The 18379-nt window shown below is 67.2% G+C and carries 13 protein-coding genes; 4 read left to right on the top strand and 9 right to left on the bottom strand.

Going from position 1 to position 18379, the window contains the following annotated elements:
- Positions 1-76: 76 nt before the first annotated feature.
- The 5 genes from AC0IXR_RS23430 to AC0IXR_RS23410 all read right to left on the bottom strand — a co-directional run bounded on the left by AC0IXR_RS23430 (position 77) and on the right by AC0IXR_RS23410 (position 8351).
- Positions 77-1774: a methyl-accepting chemotaxis protein gene (locus AC0IXR_RS23430; RefSeq protein ID WP_471762358.1), complete on the bottom strand. Its 1698-nt coding sequence runs from the start codon at positions 1772-1774 to the stop codon at positions 77-79.
- 404 nt (positions 1775-2178) lie between these two features.
- Positions 2179-3450, bottom strand: a complete 1272-nt coding sequence (locus tag AC0IXR_RS23425; protein ID WP_056434635.1) for a hemolysin family protein — start codon at positions 3448-3450, stop codon at positions 2179-2181.
- Between the two features lie 155 nt (positions 3451-3605).
- A complete protein-coding gene (locus AC0IXR_RS23420) occupies positions 3606-4835 on the bottom strand; it encodes an MFS transporter (protein WP_471762356.1) in 1230 nt (409 codons plus the stop codon).
- Between the two features lie 123 nt (positions 4836-4958).
- Positions 4959-7109 carry an OmpA family protein gene (locus tag AC0IXR_RS23415; RefSeq protein WP_471762354.1) on the bottom strand — a complete coding sequence of 717 codons (2151 nt, stop codon included), beginning with the start codon at positions 7107-7109 and terminating at the stop codon, positions 4959-4961.
- 231 nt (positions 7110-7340) lie between these two features.
- Entirely contained in the window at positions 7341-8351 is a 1011-nt protein-coding gene (locus AC0IXR_RS23410; RefSeq protein ID WP_056434626.1) for a DUF2865 domain-containing protein, read from the bottom strand.
- Positions 8352-8559: 208 nt separating this feature from the next.
- Here AC0IXR_RS23410 and AC0IXR_RS23405 point away from each other — a divergent pair, with 208 nt between their 5' ends.
- Positions 8560-9039: a CreA family protein gene (locus tag AC0IXR_RS23405; RefSeq protein ID WP_471762404.1), complete on the top strand. Its 480-nt coding sequence runs from the start codon at positions 8560-8562 to the stop codon at positions 9037-9039.
- Between the two features lie 82 nt (positions 9040-9121).
- Here AC0IXR_RS23405 and AC0IXR_RS23400 read toward each other — a convergent pair whose 3' ends face one another.
- Positions 9122-9463 carry a hypothetical protein gene (locus AC0IXR_RS23400; RefSeq protein ID WP_056434739.1) on the bottom strand — a complete coding sequence of 114 codons (342 nt, stop codon included), beginning with the start codon at positions 9461-9463 and terminating at the stop codon, positions 9122-9124.
- Between the two features lie 368 nt (positions 9464-9831).
- On the opposite strand from AC0IXR_RS23400, the gene cysS reads away from it, so the two are divergent.
- Both cysS and AC0IXR_RS23390 read left to right on the top strand, forming a co-directional pair.
- Positions 9832-11214, top strand: coding sequence for a cysteine--tRNA ligase (gene cysS, locus AC0IXR_RS23395; RefSeq protein ID WP_471762353.1), 1383 nt, complete (start codon positions 9832-9834; stop codon positions 11212-11214).
- Positions 11215-11671: 457 nt separating this feature from the next.
- Positions 11672-11905, top strand: a complete 234-nt coding sequence (locus AC0IXR_RS23390; RefSeq protein WP_156652672.1) for a hypothetical protein — start codon at positions 11672-11674, stop codon at positions 11903-11905.
- Between the two features lie 135 nt (positions 11906-12040).
- On the opposite strand, the gene AC0IXR_RS23385 is transcribed toward AC0IXR_RS23390, so the two are convergent.
- Positions 12041-14686 (bottom strand): caspase family protein, encoded by a 2646-nt coding sequence (locus AC0IXR_RS23385; RefSeq protein WP_471762352.1) that lies wholly within the window; start codon positions 14684-14686, stop codon positions 12041-12043.
- A 622-nt stretch (positions 14687-15308) separates the two neighbouring features.
- Between AC0IXR_RS23385 and AC0IXR_RS23380 the strand changes: the two genes are divergently transcribed.
- The gene (locus AC0IXR_RS23380) at positions 15309-17420 is read left to right on the top strand and encodes a TonB-dependent siderophore receptor (RefSeq protein WP_471762403.1); all 2112 of its coding nucleotides are present in this window, start codon (positions 15309-15311) and stop codon (positions 17418-17420) included.
- Positions 17421-17601: 181 nt separating this feature from the next.
- Here the strand turns inward: AC0IXR_RS23380 and AC0IXR_RS23375 are convergent, their stop codons facing one another.
- Positions 17602-17817, bottom strand: a complete 216-nt coding sequence (locus AC0IXR_RS23375) for a hypothetical protein (RefSeq protein ID WP_018041891.1) — start codon at positions 17815-17817, stop codon at positions 17602-17604.
- Between the two features lie 268 nt (positions 17818-18085).
- A partial coding sequence (locus AC0IXR_RS23370) for a ComEA family DNA-binding protein (RefSeq protein WP_471762351.1) occupies positions 18086-18379 on the bottom strand: 294 nt, incomplete at its 5' end.

Genomic DNA, 18379 nt, shown 5'->3' with positions numbered 1-18379 from the left:
GGTCTCGACGCCCGCCGGGATCGAGCATGTCGGCCCAGAAAGGCGAAACCGCTTTCCGGGCCGACATGCAGCGATCTCAGGCTGCTCTTACGCTGGCGAGGAAGCGGCGGACCTCGGCGTTCAGGTGCTCGGATTGGCGAGAGAGCTCGCCCGCCGAGCCGAGCACCTGGGATGCGGCGGCCCCCGTCTCTTCGGCGGACCCCGCGACGCCCGAGATGTTGCTCGTCACTTCGCTCGTTCCCGTCGCGGCCTGGGCGACGTTGCGGACGATCTCCTGGGTCGCGGCCCCCTGCTGCTCCACCGCCGCGGCGATGGTGGTCGCCACCGAATCGATCTCGCGGATGCGGGCCGTGATGGAGGCGATGGCCGAGACCGCCTCGTCGGTCGCCCCCTGGATCTGGGAGATCTGGCTGGAGATGTCCTGGGTCGCCCGCGCCGTCTGGCTGGCCAGTTCCTTGACCTCGGTGGCCACCACGGCGAAGCCTCGGCCGGCCTCTCCCGCGCGGGCTGCCTCGATGGTGGCATTGAGGGCGAGAAGGTTGGTCTGGGCGGCGATGTTCGAGATCAGGCCGACCACGTCGTCGACGCGCGAGGCGGTCTGGGACAGTGTCTGCACCAGGGCCGCCGTCCGATCGGCTTCCGATACGGCGCCCTGGGCGAGATCGGCCGACCCGCTGACCTGCCATCCGATCTCCTGGACGGAAACGCCGAGCTCCTCCGCCGCCGCCGCCACGGTGTTGACGTTGGTGGCGGCTTCCTCGGCGGCGGCGGCCACGGTCATGGATTGGCTCGCCGTTTCCGTGGCGGTGGAAGTCATGGTCTGGGCAGTGGCCTGGAGTTCGGTCGCCGAGGCCGACACCATCTCGATGATGCCGCCCACGGCGCCTTCGAAGCTGTCGGCCATGGCGATCATCGTGCGCTGGCGCTCGGCCTGGGCGACCTCCTCGGCGAGACGCCGGATGTCGGCTTCCTCGGCGGCCTTCCGGGCGACCATGGCCTTGATGCCTTCCACGGCCTTGCCCACGGCGCCGATCTCGTCCCCGCGCCGGGCCTCCACGATCTCGGCGTCGATGTCTCCCTTCGCCATCCGCTGCAGGACGAGGACCAGGCTTGCCAGCGGACGGGTGATGCCGAACATCACGATGAACCCGCTGAGGGCAACAACAGCGGTCAGTCCGAGCGCCGCGATGACAATGAGGCTCTGCACCGTATTGGATACTTCCAGTTCCAGGGCGTGCTTACGGGCCTGCATCTCATCCGTGACCCGCTGGCTGCGCTCCTCGATGAGGGCGTATAATTTGGCCCGCGCCGGCCGCCCCTCGTCCTGGATCACCTTCATCGCCTTGGCGGCATCGTTCTGCATCGCGAACACGATGGAACGGTCGAGAATGCCGAAGTAAGTTTCGAACATCTGTCGTAGGTCGTGACCGATCTTGCGGCGTTCCGGCGTCTCGGCCAAGGCGATCAGCTTGTCGACGTAGACCAGCGCCGTCTTGGTCGCTCCGTCATAACGCGCCTTGTACTGGTTCATCACCTCCTGTTGCGTCTCCACCACGATGTTTCGGCTGAGCAAAGCGGCGTCCGTGGCATGGAGCTGCGCACGGAGGTAACTCTCCTGCCGGACCGTGGCGACGTCGGCGAAGTGATTCGTCTGCTCCAAGACGCTGTTTAGCGAGGCACGGGCGTAGACGACGAGACCTATCGCCATAAGGCCCATCAGAGTCAGCGGGACGGCAATTTTGAGCATCACGCTCAGATGTCCAATGAACTTCATTGCATGCTCCGATGCTGTGTGAATTATTATACAGATGTTAGCCACGGATGTTATAAGGTATATTAGATAAAGAATTATTACCTTCAAATTATAAGAAGTATATACAGTCTATCTCGACCTCTATCCAGAGCAACTCGCGGCGGCGGTGCCTTCTCGGCGATAAAGCTGTTCGGTTCGATCGTTCAGGTACGGCTGCGATCTGATGCGCTTCGACCAAGGTCGAAGTCATGCGGCTCGGCAAACGCCGACGGCCGTCGAAGTCAAGACGCGACGTCGAGCCAGTCCGTGCCGTTGGGCATAGGCTCCGCGGCACGGCCTCGTCTGGATGAGGATGGACGGGACGCAGGCCATCCACCATTAGTCCGTCGCGAGAACGGTCCGAGACCTTCGGAAAGGCGGGACGGTCAGGCGATCCGCGACACCAGGATCTTGTCCACGCGGCGACCGTCGAGATCCACCACTTCGAAGCGCCATCCGGCGATGTCGCAGGTCTCACCCGTCTCCGGCAGGCGCTGCAGCTTGGCGATGACGAGGCCGGCGGCGGTCTCGTAGTCGCGGCTCGATTCGAGCTTGATGCCGAGCTGGTCGGCCATCTCGTCCACCGGCATCCAGCCGGCGATGAGCCAGGACCCGTCCTGGCGCTGCACCGCCTCGGGTTCCGAATCCTCGGAATGGAATGCGCCCGCGATGGCGTCGAGGATGTCGGCCGGCGTCACGAGCCCGTCGAAATGGCCGTATTCATCGTGGACCAGGGCCATCGGAACGTCGGCCGCCTGAAGGGCCGTGAGTGCGTCGAGGGCGTCGAGCGTATCGGGCAGGACGGGGGCGCTGCGGATATAGGCGCGCAGGTCGAACCGTTCGTTCTCGATGAGCGCTTTGACCAGTTCCCGGACCTGGACGACGCCGAGCATGTTGTCCGGGTTGCCCTCGCCGACCGGGATGCGCGAATGCGGGCTCGAGACCAGCATGGCGCGGATCTCCTCCGGCGCCTTGTCGAGGTCGATCCAGTGGACGTCGGTGCGCGGGGTCATGACGCCCCGCACTGCGCGGTCGCCGAGGCGCAGCACGCCGGCGATCATCTTTCGCTCGTCGGTCTCGATCACGCCCGCCGTCTCGGCCTCCGCGACGATGGTGCGGATCTCCTCTTCGGTCACAGCGCTGGCGCTGGAGGCTTCCTGGCCGAACAGCCGGAAGACCGCGCGGGTCGAGGCGTCGAGGAGCCAGACCGCCGGAAGCGCGATCCGCGAGATGAGGCGCATCGGCCGGGCGACGAAACAGGCGATGCCTTCAGGATCGCGCAGGGCCACGTGCTTGGGCACCAATTCGCCGATGATCACCGAGAGGTAGGTGATGATGGCGATGACGATCCCGTATCCGAGAGGATCGGCCACGGGTTTCGACAGGCCCGCCTCGAATAGGATTTCCGTGAGGCGCTCGCCCAGGGCCGCGCCGGACACGGCGCCCGACAGGATGCCGACGAGGGTGATGCCGATCTGGACGGCGGAAAGGAAGCGCCCCGGATTCTCGGCGAGGGTGAGGGCGGCCTGGGCGCCGGGCCGGCGCGCCTCCACCATCATCCGCAGCCGCGACTTCCGCGACGAGACGACGGCGAGTTCGGACAGCGCGAAGGCCCCGTTGAGGGCGATCAGAGCGACAGCGACGGCGAGCTCGAACACGTTCGGTTCCGTAAGCCGGAGCCGCTTGGACCAAGCGAGCCGGACTTCCTCAGTTGTCGGCGATCGCTCGCCTGTTGCCCTGTCGGCGGCGATTGCTCGCCTGTCGCTCCGGTGAGCGACGACGATCGCCTAGATGGGCCGTCGCGGCGGGCGGGTCAACGGTCGTGGCCGGAGGATGTGGCCGGGACGAGGGGCGGCAGGCGTGAAAGACGGAGCGCGATGGCCAGCGCGAGCCCGTAAAGCCCGCCGAAGAAGGCGACGACCCCCGTCCACCCCGCATGATCGAAGAACCAGCCTCCCGCCGTCCCGAGCACCGACGAGCCCAGATAATACAGGGACAGGTAGACCGAGGAGGCCTGCGCCCGGTCGCGCAGGGCGCGTCGCCCGATCCAGGAACTCGCCACCGAATGGGCGCCGAAGAAACTCACCGTCACGACGACGATGCCGACGATGATGACGGGAAGGCGCTCCGACAGGGTCAGCAGAATACCGACGATCCCGAGCAGGATGGCGAGCCACAAGACCCGGCGGCGTCCGAGCCGGCTGGCGATCTCGCCGGTCACCGCCGAACTGAACGTGCCGGCGAGATAGACCACGAAAATCGCGCCGATGGCCGACTGGCTCAGGTTGTAGGGCGGATCGAGCAGGCGGAAGCCGATGTAATTGTAGACGCTGACGAACCCGCCCATGAGCAGGAACGCCTCCGCAAAGAGCCAGGGCAGGCCCGGATCGCGGAAATGCTGGCCGAACGTGCCCGGCACCTGGCGCCAGCGCATCCGGTTGGCGAGGAAGCGCCGCGATGGCGGCAAACCGCGCCAGAACAGGATGGCGGCGACGAGCGCCAGGATTCCGATGGTGCCGAGACCCACGCGCCAGGACAGATGATCGGTCATGATGCCGGCGATCAGCCGCCCGACCATGCCGCCCATGGCGTTTCCGCCGATGAGGAGCCCCATGGACAGGCCGATGGCGCGGGCATCCATCTCCTCGCTGAGATAGGCCATGGCGACGGCCGGCAGGCCGCTCGCCGCCAGCCCGGTGAGCGCGCGCAATGCCAGGAAGCCATGCCAGCTCGGCACGATCACGGCGATGAGCGTGAGGATCGCCGACGCGAAGAGGGAGGCGACCATGATCGGTTTGCGCCCCCACACTTCGGAGAGCGGGCTGACCACGAGGAGCGCCAGGGCCAGCATCGCGCAGGGGAGCGACAGCGACAGGCTGCTCTCGGCCGGCGAGACATGGAACTCGTCGGCGAAGACCGGCATCAGCGGCTGCACGCCGTAGAGTACGGCGAAGGTAGAGAAGCCTGCGGCGAACAAAGCGAGGGTGGTCCGACGAAAGATCGGCGTTCCCGCCGTGATCAGGCGGTCGCTCTCCTCGGCCATGATCGCCGGTCTCCTCGATGTCCCGCGCTTGCAGGAGTGTTGGAGAAGCACGGAACGGCGCGGGCCACACCCCTCTTTCGAGACATGCAGCCCGTGACGTCACGACAATGCAGCTAAGCCGACTTACTTGGGCGGAGCGTCCGCAGCCTCGCCCTGCTGCTGGATCAGCGGGGTGATGCGGCGCACCGTGACCCGACGGTTCTCCCGCGAAGCGTCCTGGGTGTTCACCTTCAGGGATTGCTCGCCATAGCCCTGGGTGGTCAGGTTCTCCGGCGGCACCTGGAAGTTCTGGCTGAGTACCGTCGCCACCGACTGGGCGCGACGATCCGAGAGCGACAGGTTGTCGACCTCGCTGCCCACCGCATCGGTGTAGCCCTCGATGAGGAACACTTCCTGCGGGTTGGCCTTCACCGCCTGGTTGATCGCCGCCGCGATGTTGCCGAGCCGCGAGGCCTGATCGGGTGTGACGTCGAACGATCCGGTATCGAAGGTGATCGTATCGATGTCGACGCTGCGCATCCGTGCCCGCAGCTGCGGGCTGTAGCGCACCTGATCGAGCGTGTAGCGGCGGTCCACCGCCACCACCGGCGGGGCGGACAGGGCCTCGTAGACCTGCCGCTCGTCGGCGCCCTCGTAATTCACCACGTAGCGCTCGCGGGGGATGCGGATGTCCGGCGGCGGCAGGTCGACGACATCCTCATAAATCGGACGCTGGGGACCGCCGAAGCCGTTGTCGATGATCACGACCTCGCGGCCGTCGCGGAAGCGGCGCGAACGGCGCACGAGGCGGCCGTCATCGTCAACCACGGTGACGATCTGAATGCCGCCCGGACGGTCGAGATAGGTGATCGTGTCGCCGCCACGACGCTCGCTGCGGTAGGAACCGCGGTCGAGGTACCGGAAGCGCTCGTTCTCGTCGTGACGGATGAAGTAATTGTCGCGGTCCCGCACGATGATGCGGCCGGGCTCGCGGATATAGGTCCGTCCACCCTCGTTGAACTCGCGCCGGTCACGGCGGACTTCGTCGTAGCTGCGGACATCGTTGCCGCGGAACCCGCCCTCGACATAGCCGGGCCGGCCTGGACGGTTGAAGACGTCACGGCGATCCCGCTCGTCCTTGCGCTCGAACGCTTCGCGGCGTTCACGGTCGCGCCGCTCGATCTCGCTGCGCCGATCGGAATCGCCCACTGCCGGGGTGCGGTCGGTATTTCCGGGACGGTTGGGCGTGCCGGGCCGGTTGTCGTCCGACGTGCCGCGCCGGTCATCCGGGCCGCGCCGGTCGTCGGAGCCACGCTTGTCATCGGAGCCACGTCGATCGTCAGGGCCCCGCTTGTCGTCCCCGCGCCTGTCGTCACGGTCGTTCTTGTCCTGCGCCTGACCCGGCGGGACGAACGGCTTTCCCGGAACCCCAGGACGGGCATTCGGAGCAGGCTTCGCGTCCGGCGCCTTGGTGTCAGGAGTCCTGGCATCCGGCGCCTTGGTGTCAGGCGTCTTGGCATCCGGGGTCTTGGCATCCGGGGTCTTTGCATCAGGCGTCTTGGCATCCGGCGTCGCGTCCGGTCCGGTGCGGCGGGCGGGCTCGGGCTTCTCGTTCCGGTCCGGCCTTTCATTCCGGTCCGGCTTGTCTCCACGCTCCGGCCGATTCTCACGGTCGGGTCTGTCGGCGCGCTCGGGCTTGTCGCCGCGATCGGGTTTGGCGCCCGTATCGGGTTTCTCGTTCCGGGCAGGACGGTCCGGGCGGGCGGGACGATCGGGTGTCGCGTCGCGCTCGGGAGTGGCGGGGGCACGCTCGCGGGGAGTCGGAGCCTCCTTGGGTGCCGGACGGGCGGGGGCCGGGTCCGCATCGCGCTCACGCGCGGCGGGAGGGGTCGGCCGTTCGGCCGGCGCGCGGTCGGGCTTCTCGGGACGCTCAGGGCGCGCGGGTCTCTCGGCCGGGGCACGTTCCTCGCGGGCAGGGGGCTTCTCCTGGCGCGGCTCGGGACGTTCCGCCCTTTCAGGACGTTCGGCCCTCTCAGGACGTTCGGCGCGCTCGGGCCGCTCCGCTCTCTCAGGCCGCTCCGCCCGCTCGGGACGCTCGGCTCTCTCGGGCCGGGCCGCGCCGCCACGGGGAGCCTCGCCGCCTCCGCGCGGATCACCACGTTCGGCTCCGGGACCTGCCTGCGCGAGCAGCATCACGCCCGGCCCACCATTGTCGGGGCTGGCCGAAAGGGGGCCCGATAGGATCAGGGCCGGCAGCATGGTGCCGGTCAGAAAGAGCAGGCGGAGGTTCCGCATGGATGGTCACTCACAAAGGTTGATGTGGCCATCGGAACCGAATGGAGCCGGGATGGTTCCAAATTCATTCCCGGATCATTCGCCCATACTCTGCCGCCCTGCGCGGCCTCAAAGTCGTGGCAGGCAGGGAAAACCGTTCACCGTCAGCGAGTTGCGCCCATGACGCTATGCGCGATCGGCGCCCCCATGGGGGAATGCTCCCTCGTTCGTTCGGCGTTTCGGCGATGGCCTCTAGGGCGCTATCGACCGAGCCGGCGTCGCGATCATGTTCGGCGCGATAATGCGAATATTGGCGCGCTCTTCGCCGCTAGGGGGGGGCGTCTGAGCCGTGGCTCCGTCGCGAACCGAACCGGATTCGGACAGGATGGCCCCGTTCCGGGTCGCCGCATCGGCGGCGATGGCGGCCACGGTCTTGTCCGCGCGGCCCGCGAGGGTGACGCGCACCTTCGGCCGCGACATGGCCTCCGCCTGCATCGGCGTCACGAAGATGTCGCCCTTGTGCCGGACGAGCATGCTCTCGGCCTTCACCAGGGACTGAGCCCAGGTCTGGTTCGCCTTCTTGCACGAACAATCGGGCGTGAAGCTCTTCTGGAACTTGAACGCGTTGGCGAGGGAGACATAGGCACGGCTGCCCCTGATCGACGCGGCCTGTTTCAGGCCGTCATCGCCATGAGGCATCGAATAGGCCACCGCCTCTGTGCCGGGGCAGAGAGCCTGGCACAGTTCGTTGGCCCCTTCGCGACCGTCGGGCAGATTGTTCATCGGGAAGTAGGCGCCGTCGCAGGTCCGGACACAGACGACCTGCGCCCCGCCCCGTCCGCGCTGCTCGCCCACGGGGCCGTCCACGACCTTCTGCCCGGTCTCGGCGCAGGAGGATGCAATGGCCGCCGTGAGTTGACGCCGCCGGGCGGCGGTGACTTCGCCGTTCTCCGCGCCGTACCCGGCCTGGAGCGCCCGGATGCGCTGCTCCACCGCGCCGCATTGCGGGGGGCGCGAATCGAAGAACAGGAACTTGCCGCCCTCGCAGCTCAGCGTCCGGTAATACGCCTCCAGCCGGCCGATCTCGTTCTGCAGGGCGCGGGCGGTGTTGGCGCCGTCGCTGAGATTGGCGAGCTCGTAGCGGTATCGCTGGCACTGGGCGTTGGGCGCCTGTGCCTGCACGGCTGTCCCGAACGCGATGGCGGCCATGGCGGCGCCGAACGTTGCGACGAGCTTGCGGATCTGTGGAGGGATCAGCGGCATGACCTGTCAGGAACGGGTGTGAAGCTGGGCGGTTCCGGCCCTCGGACAGGGTACGGAAGAGCGCTTTAGCAAAGGTTGTCTAACCGCCCTCGCGAGAGCGGGACAGTGTTCCCACATGCCCATCGACAAACTTGAGGGGAATGGTGTGATGATGTGTCTTCGGAGTCTCACAAGCAGGGCGGTGGCTGTGGGGTTGGCCGGGCTGGCGATGGGCGGAGGGGTAGCCCGCGCAGACGATACGGACCGGATCTTCGACAAATCCACCGTGTGGCGTCCGCTCACCCCCAACGACAAGCTGGTGGTCTACGGCATCGACGACCCGGAGGTCTCCGGCATCGCCTGCTGGTACACGCAACCCGAGAAGGGCGGCATCAAGGGCACGCTCGGCCTCGCGGAGGACGTCTCCGACATCTCCCTCGCCTGCCGGCAGGTCGGGCCGGTGGCGTTCAAGAACCCGAAGGACAAGCTGAAACAGGGCGAGGTGGTCTTCAGTGAGCGACGGTCACTGATCTTCAAGTCGATGCAGATCGTCCGCGGCTGTGACGCGAAGCGTAATACGCTGATCTACATGGTCTATTCCGACAAGGTGATCCAGGGTTCGCCCAAGAACTCGACCACGGCGGTGCCGCTGATGCCCTGGGGCACCACCGACGCGCCGCCCCGCTGCGGCGATTTCTTCAAGAGCTGATCCGGCTCCGGAGGCGGCGCCGGCATCGGGCCGGGCCGCCTCGAACGAACGGGATCGATCCTTGCGGATCAGTCCTTGCCGATCAGTCCTTGCAGGTGATGCGGATCGGCGGCTCGACGGGCTTCGGCGCGGGCGGCTGATCGATGGTGCCGGTATAGTCCTCGGGAGCGGCCACGCCGAAGGAGCCGGCGACGGCGAAGCCTTGCGCCTCGCACCAGGCATCGGCCACGACCTGTCCGCAGGAGCCGCTGCCCGCCACCAAGCATTCGCCGACTCCGTAACCCTCGCCGGCGGGAATCAGGAACGTCTTCTCCACCTGACCGGGCACGCGGGCCGGCTTCTCGCCGTCATCGACGGCCAGGGCAGCGGAGGAAATGAGCGCAAAGGCGCAGAGAGCGCCGAGACCGGCAGCCGAGCGTCGCATGGGCAAGACCTTGATGACGGGATCCACGAAAGGCGGGATTCACCGGATGGGAGGATTCGCGTTTGGGAAAATCTCGGCCTCGTCGGTAAACAAATCCTTTCCGGATCGTCGCGACCTTGACCGAAGCTCTCCCGGCGTCGTTCTCGAATTCATCACCGTTTTGGGGTAGCCCAGTTGCTCGGCAGGGTCCGTCGCCTCCGTGCAACACGCAGGGAGCTTGGCATCCGGCTTGTCCGATCACCTCGGTTCGGGGGCATGTGCCTCGCGAATCGTAAAAGTTGATCGGTTCTCGGGATTTAGGGCATGGGGACGGGCGGCCTCCGCAGGTGGCGGCACGGTCGCGTTCCAGGGTTACGAAAGACGGTTTCATGGCGCCGATGTTGCGGCTCTACAACACCCTGACCCGCGAGAAGGCGCCGTTCGCGCCGATCGATCCGACGCATGTGCGGATGTATGCCTGCGGGCCGACGGTCTACGACGCGGCCCATATCGGCAATGCCCGGCCGATCATCGTCTTCGACCTGCTGTTCCGACTGCTGCGCCATCTCTACGGCGAAGCGCATGTCACGTATGCCCGCAACGTCACGGACGTGGACGACAAGATCAACGCCCGCGCGGCCGAGCGCGGCATCACCATCCGTGAACTCACCGACGGGACCCTCGCCGCCTTTCACGGCGACATCCGCGACCTCGGCGTGCTGACGGCCGAGGATGTGAACGTTCCGGGCGAGCGCCCGCGCTTCATCGAGCCCCGCGCCACCGACCACATCACCGAGATGCACACGATCATCGAAGGGCTGGTGGCATCGGGTCATGCCTATGTGGCGGAAGGCCATGTGCTGTTCGACGTGCCTTCGATGCCCGATTACGGCGCGCTCTCGAAGCGGCCCCTCGACGAGATGGAATCCGGCGCGCGGGTCGAGGTCGCCCCCTACAAGCGCTCGCCCCTGGATTTCGTCCTGTGGAAGCCCTCCAAGCCCGGCGAGCCGTCATGGCCCTCGCCGGCCGGCATCGCCGAGCCGGGGCGGCCGGGCTGGCACATCGAGTGCTCGGCCATGTCGTGGAAGCATCTGGGCAAGACCTTCGACATCCATGCCGGCGGTCTCGACCTGATCTTCCCCCATCACGAGAACGAGGTGGCCCAGTCGCGCTGCTGCTTTTCGACGGACGTGATGGCCAATGTCTGGCTCCATAACGGCTTCCTCCAGGTGGAGGGGCAGAAGATGTCCAAATCGCTGGGCAACTTCGTCACCCTGCGCGAAGTGCTGAAGGATTGGCCCGGGGAGGTCGTGCGCCTCGCCATGCTGAAGACGCATTACCGCCAGCCCATCGACTGGACCGTGCGCGGGCTGGAGGAGGCGGCGAAGATGATCGACCGCTGGTACGGCATCGTCGGCGACGTGACCGCCGGACCCGAGGCGCCGGCCTCGGTGGTGGAGCCGCTCCTTGACGACCTCAACACCGCCGCCGCCCTCGCCGAGCTGCACCGCCTCGACGACCCGGCCGCGTTGAAGGCCGGTGCGGGCCTGCTCGGCCTGCTCGGAGGGACGAAATCCGCACGGGAAGACAAAGCCATCGCCGCTGCCGGCGTCGACGTGGCCGCCGTGGAGGCCGCGATCGAGGCCCGCCGCGCCGCCCGCGCCGCCAAGGACTGGCCGGCCTCCGACCGCGCCCGCGACGCGCTCGCCGCCATGGGCGTCACCGTGAAGGACAACAAGGACGGCACGACCACTTGGACGGTGTCGCGGTAGGCGTGGACGCCGATTTCGAGAACACCGCATCTCATCGTCGACGGAAGAAATCCTCCGCGATAGAAAAGATACCTTCATCTAAGCCGCCTGAGATGCAGTGATGGTGGCAAGACGAACGAACGCTCGGCACATGCGCCCTTCGAGGTTTCGGAGGGTCTTCGCGAGATCGAGCAGGCCATCAGGGCCGTGCGATTGCGCCGACGTCAGCCCGCATCCGACCTCGCGTCCCGCGTGGGGGTCTCCCTCCCGACCTTGCGTAAGCTCGAGAAAGGCGATCCTTCGGTGTCGCTCGGCGTCTTCGCCAGGGCCGTCTGGACCCTCGGCCTGTTCCCGGCCGTACGGGCGCGGTCAGCCCCGAGAACGACCACCTTGCCGCGTCCATCGAGACCAGCCGCCTTCCCAGCCGTGCGCGTCGCCCGCGCGACGTGAACCTCGATGACCTCTGAGGTCTATGTCCATGTCCGCCGCGAGGACGGGGCCACGGACCTCGTCGGCCGCCGGAAGTCACCCGACCACCGGCAACTGCCTGACACGGGTCGAGGATTTCGACCTCTCGCGGGACGAAGCCCGAGACATCGTCGCCACCCTGGCCATCCGCATGCGCTCCTGGCGTGCCGACTTCGTCGCCGACGGCGTCGACGATGCGACGGTCGAGCGGCTCGCCCGCGCATTCTCGAAAGACCTCGACTGACCTCAGGCGCGGCGGGATTCCGCCGAACGCGCTGAGGACGGTCATCGGCTGGGATCAGCGCCGCTGGATGCAAGGCGATCTTATCGAGGCCCGACACGAGGTCCGGGCTCATCCTCTCGCTTCATCGCCTCCGCCTCAGCGACAGGGCCGGCCCGGATGGCAGTTCGGGTTCCCGCCCGATGGCGGAGCCTGCCTCTGCTGGCGCTGAGCCGCCTGTTGTTGCTGTTGCTGCTGCATCATCTGTTGCCGCTGGGCGGCCTGTTGCTGTTGTTGCTGGGCCTGCATCTGCTGACGTTGCATCATCTGCTGTTGCTGCTGCATTTGCTGCCGCTGGGCCTGTTGCTGCTCCATCTGCATGCGCTGTTGCTGGCGGTTCTCCTGGGTCTGCTGACGCTGCATCATCTGCTGCTGCTGGGCCTGGCCCTGCTGACGCTGCATCATCTGCTGCTGCTGGGCCTGGCCCTGCTGGCGCCGGGCGGCCTGTTGCTGCTCCATCTGCATGCGCTGTTGTTGGCGGGCCTCCTGGATCTGAAGCCTCTGCTGCTGGCGTTGCAGGGCATCGGAATCCGGGCCGCGTCGCGGCGGCTGGCCGGGCACTTCGCGATTGGGGTTGGCCGGCTCCCGCCTGACGCGCTCTGGGCCGTTCGGCTCGAAACCCGACCGGGCCACTCTATCGTGCCCCGGACGCCCCTCGCGGGCGCGGTCGACGAGCGGCTGGTCGAGGGCGGGACGCAGCTGCGGTCGTTCGGCTTTGGCGGCGGCGCGGGCCGCCTCCCGGCGCTCGATCCGTTCCCGGCGCAAGGCGGCGCGGTCGGCGGGATCGGCGTTGCCGCGCCCGGCTCCGGGGTCGGCGGGGTTCACCGCATCGGGCGGGGCACGACGGTCGATGGCGGCCTTCCGGTCCGGCCCGGTCTTGCCGTCCCCCGGGCGCACGCGGTCGGGCGGTCCGCCGACGTCGCCGGACGGGCGCGTGTTCGCGACCGGCCTCGGCTCGGGCAAAGCCTTCGGGGCCGGCCGCGCGGCGCGCGGGTCTGGGACGCTCAATGCGGGGAGCGGGCGGCCGATGCGGGGATCGTTCGGTCTTTCGTCGCGGGCGCCCGGCGGCAGGCCGGGGCGGTCGCGGCGAGGGCCGTCGGCGTTGTGACCGGCGTCATGACGGCCGGCGCGGTGCGACAGGGAGGGCGGCAGCGCCACCCGGGCGGCCAGGGCAGCAGCGCCGAGACCGGCGGCGCCGCCGATGAGAGCCTCCGCCGAAGGTCCGCGCGGCCGCTCGATGACGCGCCGGTTGATCTCGTTGATCACGACCGTGTTGTGAATGTTCTGGTAGATCACGTTGTCCGGCGGCGCGACGATATAGGCGGGTGCGCTCACATAGGCCGGGACCGGCTCGAAGAGGGGGACGGGGAGTGCGAACAGCTCGTCCTCGGGCGGCGGCGCCGCGATGTCGACGATATAGGCCGGACGGGGTGCCAGCACGCCGGGGGGCGGCGGGGGCAGGGCATAGGCCGGGTCGTCGAAGGCGACGACCTGCCGGTCGAAATAGCTCTCTTCCTCAGGCGGCGGCGGGGGCAGGTCGAAGGAGAGTGCGGTGAAGGCTTCGGGCGGCCGCGGCGGGGCGGAGAGGCGGGCGAGGCGGCGGCGCGCATCCGCCGCGTGCGGTCCGCGCGGGTAGCGCGAGAGGTAGGACCAGTAGGCGTCCTGCGTGCCGGACGACAGGGCGCGACGCCAGGTCGTCGCCTCACGCCGGGCGGCCACGATGGCGCGCACGCGCTTGGCCATCGGGTCGTCGGGATAGGCCCCGAGGAAATCCTGGTAGCCCTGCAGCGTGTCGCGCTCGACCGCCACCGAATAGGCCTCCCGCGCGCCGATCTCGCCTAATGGGCGGTCGCGGAGGGACGCGATCGGCTCGGGCTGCGCCGGGGCGGGCGCGTCGGCATTGCGCTCGAAGAACACGAACGGTGCCTCGATCCGGGCATCGTCCCAGGGCATGGCTGCGCCCCTGGTGGTTTCGTTCACCCGCAGGCGCACCCGGTCGAAGAGCGCCGCCGGCTGGAGGCCGCCCTCGCGGATCATTTCCACCAGGGCCTGCGCATAGGCGCCATAGGCCCCCGTCTCGGGCGGCGCCACGGTGCCGGGCGCCGCGTTGTAGGCGATGAGGCTGCCGGGTTCGGCCTCCACCAGGGCGAGACCGCCGGCGAGCGGTTCGCCCGTCTTCACGAACGGGTTGGCGCGGGCCGCGTCGAGCACCACGAGCCGGGCCTTCAACGGCACGGTGGAGAGGCGCTTGAGATAGTCCGATACCCGCAGGGCTGCGACCGGAACGTCGACGGCGGTGGCGATGCGGGCATCCACCGGCGCGAAGAAGGTCTCGCCCTCGAGCTGTAGGCCGTATCCGGCGAGATAGACGAAGGCCACCGTGTCCGGCCCCGTCGCCGCCGCCTTGTCGAGGAAGTCGCGCAGGGCTTTGCGCAGGGCATCCTCGTCGAGGTCGCGCGCCCCCACCACGTCGAACCCCGCCGCCTGCAGCGTCTGCGCGATGAGGCCGGCATCGTTGGCGGCGGTGGCGATGGGCGCCCCCTCATAGGCGCCGTTGCCGACCACGAGGGCGATGCGCGTCTCGGCCTGCTGCGCGGTCGCCGGAACGGATATCAGCAGGGCGGCGAACAGCGCCGCGAAGACGGCGACATAGCGGGACAGGACCATCGCCGGGAACCTCCGCCGCCGCATCACGCTGCGAGCGACATCATACGGAGCATCGCGGACGACCAGAACGCGAGCCATCGCACAATCGTGCAGAAGGGGACCCTCGTCCAGGGATGACCGGAATCGGAATTACCAAATCCTCGCTCCGAGCGGCGACGATCGCGACGCAGGGATGCGCCTGTCCGCTGGACCGGTGATCGAAGGTCTGCGTTCGATGTCCGCTCTTACTCGGCACGATCGATCGGTGCCCGGAGTGCTTTCGCCACGCTAGGTGACGTTCCGGCGGCACTTTCCATCACCGAGCCGACCGTTGTGCCGAATGTCGTGTTCCTTATCGGCCCACGCGTCCTTTCAACGTACGACATTGTCGGTCATGGAAGTCTTCGCTAGGCAGAGGGTGTCGCGCTTGGTGCTGTTTTGGGGAAAAATATTTACTTATATACTACAATGAACGTCTTTAATTTGTTGATAAGAAATAGTTTGGAGCTTTTCCAGAGAGTAGTGGAATTACAACAGGTGTTTAATAACCGGGCTGCCCTTGCTGGTGCTGGCTAAGGCGTGCTTGTAGCGAACAGCTTTGTCCTTCTACAGATCTCGATGCCGGCCAAGACATGCCGAGACTTGAGACGACGACATCATGAGTAAGCTAAAAGAAGAATTATATTGCAGCACAGTGCTGCGCCCGCTCGTCGTCTTGAAGATGACGACCATCCTGGCGATCGGTGTCGTGCCGTTCTCCGGTGCGCGAGCCCAGGTGCTCCCGGCCGAGCAGGCGGTGGTGTTGTCGGAATTGTCGGTGATCGGCAGTGGCGAGCGGGCGAACGGCCCCGTCACCGGCTACCGGGCGAGCCGTTCCGCGACCTCGACCCGGACGGACACCGCCCTGCGCGACTCTCCGCAATCGGTCCAGGTCGTGCCCCGTGACGTGCTCATCGACCAGCAGGACGTCCGCCTGACCGATGCGCTCACCAATGTGAGCAATGTCCAGCCCGCCGGCACCATCCAGGGCCGGTCCGATACTTATGTGCTGCGCGGCTTCAACACGCAGACCTACGCGATCGACGGCGTGCTGCTGAATCCGGCCAACACCTTCCAACCGACACAGCGCGACCTCGCCAATGTCGAGCGCGTGGAAGTGCTCAAGGGCCCCACCTCCGTTCTCTATGGCAGGGGCGATCCCGGTGGCCTGATCAACATCGTGACGCGCCAGCCCATGCTCACGCCCTCCGCGGACCTCACCCTGCAGGGTGGGTCTTACGCATTCCGACGGCTTCAGGGCTCGGTGACGGGGGCCGTTCCCGGGACGGAAGGGCTCGCCGCCCGCTTCAGCTTCGCCACGCAGGACGACCCCACCTTCCGGGATTTCGGTGGCCCTTCCAATTCGCGGCATTTCTTCGCGCCGTCCCTGCTGTGGACGCCCGACGCATCGACGCGGATCTCCCTGAGTGCCGAGTTCTCGCGCCAGCACAGCCAGTATGACGAAGGTCTCACGGCTTTCCAGGGCCGGGTGCCCCTGGACAATATCCGCCGTTACTACGGCGAGTCATGGTCCCGGTATTATGGCGAATCGAACTCCATCACCCTGCGGGCCGAGCATGACGTCAACGAAAGCCTGACCCTGCGGCAGGTGATCAACGGTCAATGGGGCCAGTTCGACGTGTTGGCCACCCGCGCCACCGGGGTGAGCGCGAACGGGGCGTCGCTGACGCGGCGTCTCTCCGAGGTCGAGTCCATCTACAACTCGATCGACAGCCAGACGGAGGCCGTTGCCCGTTTCGACCTGTTCGGCTTCTGCCACACGGCCCTGTTCGGCGTCGAAATCGTCGACGGTTACCGTCATCCCTATACGCAGCAGGGGACAGCAAGCGCGGTTTCCTTCCTCAACCCGATCCGGGGATCGATCCCGCAGATCGGAACGCTCGCCCTGCAGAGTGACCTGCGGCAGAACCTGTTCATGGTCGGCACCTACATGCAGGACCAGATCGAGCTGGCCCAGGGGCTGCAACTCGTCCTCGGCGTCCGTGTGGATACGGCCAACCAGCTGTATTTTCAGCGCACCCTCACCAACAACACCGTCCCACCCACGCGGGACGTCACCGGAACCTCACCGCGCGTCGGCCTGGTCTGGCGGCCGATCGAGCCGCTCACCGTCTACGGAAGCTACACGACCTCTTTCACCCCACAGACCGCCAACGTCATCGGTGGCCTTACGCCGGCGCCGGAGACCGGCGAGCAGGTCGAGATCGGCACGCGCGTCGACCTGATCCCCAATCGCCTCACCCTGAGCGCCGCCGCCTTCCGGATCGTTCGGGCGAACGTCGCCGCGGCCGACCCAATCAATACCGGCTTCTCCATCATCACCGGCGAGCAGCGTTCGCAGGGCGTCGAGGCCGACATTGCGGGCGAGATCCTGCCCGGATGGAGGATCATCGGCGGTATCGGCTATCTCGATGCAAAGGTGACGCAGGATACGACGATCGCCATCGGCAACCGGCTCCCGGCTGCCCCGACCTTCAGCACCAGCCTGTGGTCGACCTACCAGTTCCAGAGCGGCCCGATGCGGGGCTGGGGCTTCGGCGGCGGCGTCACCTATGTGGGCGAGCGCTTCGGCGACATCACCAACAGTTACAAGGTCGGCGCCTATGCGCGCCTCGACGCGACCTTGTTCTACGAGATCGACCCGACATGGCGTTTCGCCGTGAACGGCCGCAACCTCACGGATCGCCGCTACATCGAGCAGCCCTTCAATCAGTTCAACAATCTCCCCGGCGCACCGCTCACCGTCCTCGCCAGCGTGACGGCCCGCTACTGAGGTAAGGCTCGTTGCCTGCCGCAAGTCACACCTCGCGCCCGGCCGGTCGCGGGATGTGACGCGGTGCGGCGACCTAGATCGGCGGCCCCATCACCGGCCCCGGCAGGGCCGATCCCGCCCGCGGCGCGGCGGTCTCCTGCGACGGTGGGGCCTGATGCCGTCGCGCCTATTGTTTGCTCGCCTATTGCTTGGCGCGATTGATCAGCGCCTGGAGCGCTCTCGCCACGGGCTCGGTGACGTTCTTGCGGTACTTCTTATGAACGAGCTGGCCGTTGTGATAAATGTCGTGCTCGACATAGAGCCGCTCGCCATCCCACCGCACCACATTGTCGGTCTCGGAGGTCTCCGTCACCCCGAGATCGTCGCGCAGGGTGATGTTGCTGGGCTGTGTCAACATATCGGGTCCTTTCAAGCGTTTCCGGTGCATCGGGCGCGTGGGATGCGGCTTTGTCCCGTGGATGGCGGAGCGGGCTTTGCGAAAACGGTCCGCGCAATGCCGGTGAACCGGGCTGTCCCTCGCCGAGCCGCCATGGCACGCACCTCACCCATCCGGCCCCGACGCCTCGTTGTCCCTCTGGCGGGTCGCACGGCTGCAACCCACCGTCGTTTCGCCGATCTTACGGAGCGGCGGCGTTCGATGCCAGCACGAAGCCGGCCTCCATCGCTCAACGCACAGTCACCTGGTTCTTGATCCGCTCATAGGTTGACCGGCTGAGGACGCGTTTCGAGAGAAGCTGATCCACCGAGGCGTAGGGCCTGCGCTGGGTGATGGCGCGGCCGATCATGCCGCCACCCTTGAGGCCGTTGAGTTCCGCCACCGAGGCGGTGTTGAGATCCACCACGGAGACCGCCGCCGGCCCCGCATTGTCGATAGCCTGCTGCGTTTCCGACGGGGTCGCGTTTAGCGGAGGGCTCTCGGCCAGGGGCGCCACCGGGCCGCCATAGGGGAGGGGGGGCGG

The organism is Methylobacterium sp. AC832 (genome assembly GCF_979256025.1).
The sequence above is the reverse complement of the archived record's forward strand: the minus strand, read 5'-3'. Positions and strand labels throughout refer to the sequence as shown.

Excerpts from the sequence above, each read along its gene's own strand:
- AC0IXR_RS23430 (WP_471762358.1), bottom strand. The coding sequence starts at position 1,774 with ATGAAGTTCATTGGACATCTGAGCGTGATGCTCAAAATTGCCGTCCCG.
- AC0IXR_RS23420 (WP_471762356.1), bottom strand. The coding sequence starts at position 4,835 with ATGGCCGAGGAGAGCGACCGCCTGATCACGGCGGGAACGCCGATCTTT.
- AC0IXR_RS23415 (WP_471762354.1), bottom strand. The coding sequence starts at position 7,109 with ATGCGGAACCTCCGCCTGCTCTTTCTGACCGGCACCATGCTGCCGGCC.
- AC0IXR_RS23410 (WP_056434626.1), bottom strand. The coding sequence starts at position 8,351 with ATGCCGCTGATCCCTCCACAGATCCGCAAGCTCGTCGCAACGTTCGGC.
- AC0IXR_RS23405 (WP_471762404.1), top strand. The coding sequence starts at position 8,560 with ATGGGCGGAGGGGTAGCCCGCGCAGACGATACGGACCGGATCTTCGAC.
- AC0IXR_RS23400 (WP_056434739.1), bottom strand. The coding sequence starts at position 9,463 with ATGCGACGCTCGGCTGCCGGTCTCGGCGCTCTCTGCGCCTTTGCGCTC.
- cysS (WP_471762353.1), top strand. The coding sequence starts at position 9,832 with ATGGCGCCGATGTTGCGGCTCTACAACACCCTGACCCGCGAGAAGGCG.
- AC0IXR_RS23390 (WP_156652672.1), top strand. The coding sequence starts at position 11,672 with ATGTCCGCCGCGAGGACGGGGCCACGGACCTCGTCGGCCGCCGGAAGT.
- AC0IXR_RS23385 (WP_471762352.1), bottom strand. The coding sequence starts at position 14,686 with ATGGCTCGCGTTCTGGTCGTCCGCGATGCTCCGTATGATGTCGCTCGC.
- AC0IXR_RS23380 (WP_471762403.1), top strand. The coding sequence starts at position 15,309 with ATGACGACCATCCTGGCGATCGGTGTCGTGCCGTTCTCCGGTGCGCGA.
- AC0IXR_RS23375 (WP_018041891.1), bottom strand. The coding sequence starts at position 17,817 with ATGTTGACACAGCCCAGCAACATCACCCTGCGCGACGATCTCGGGGTG.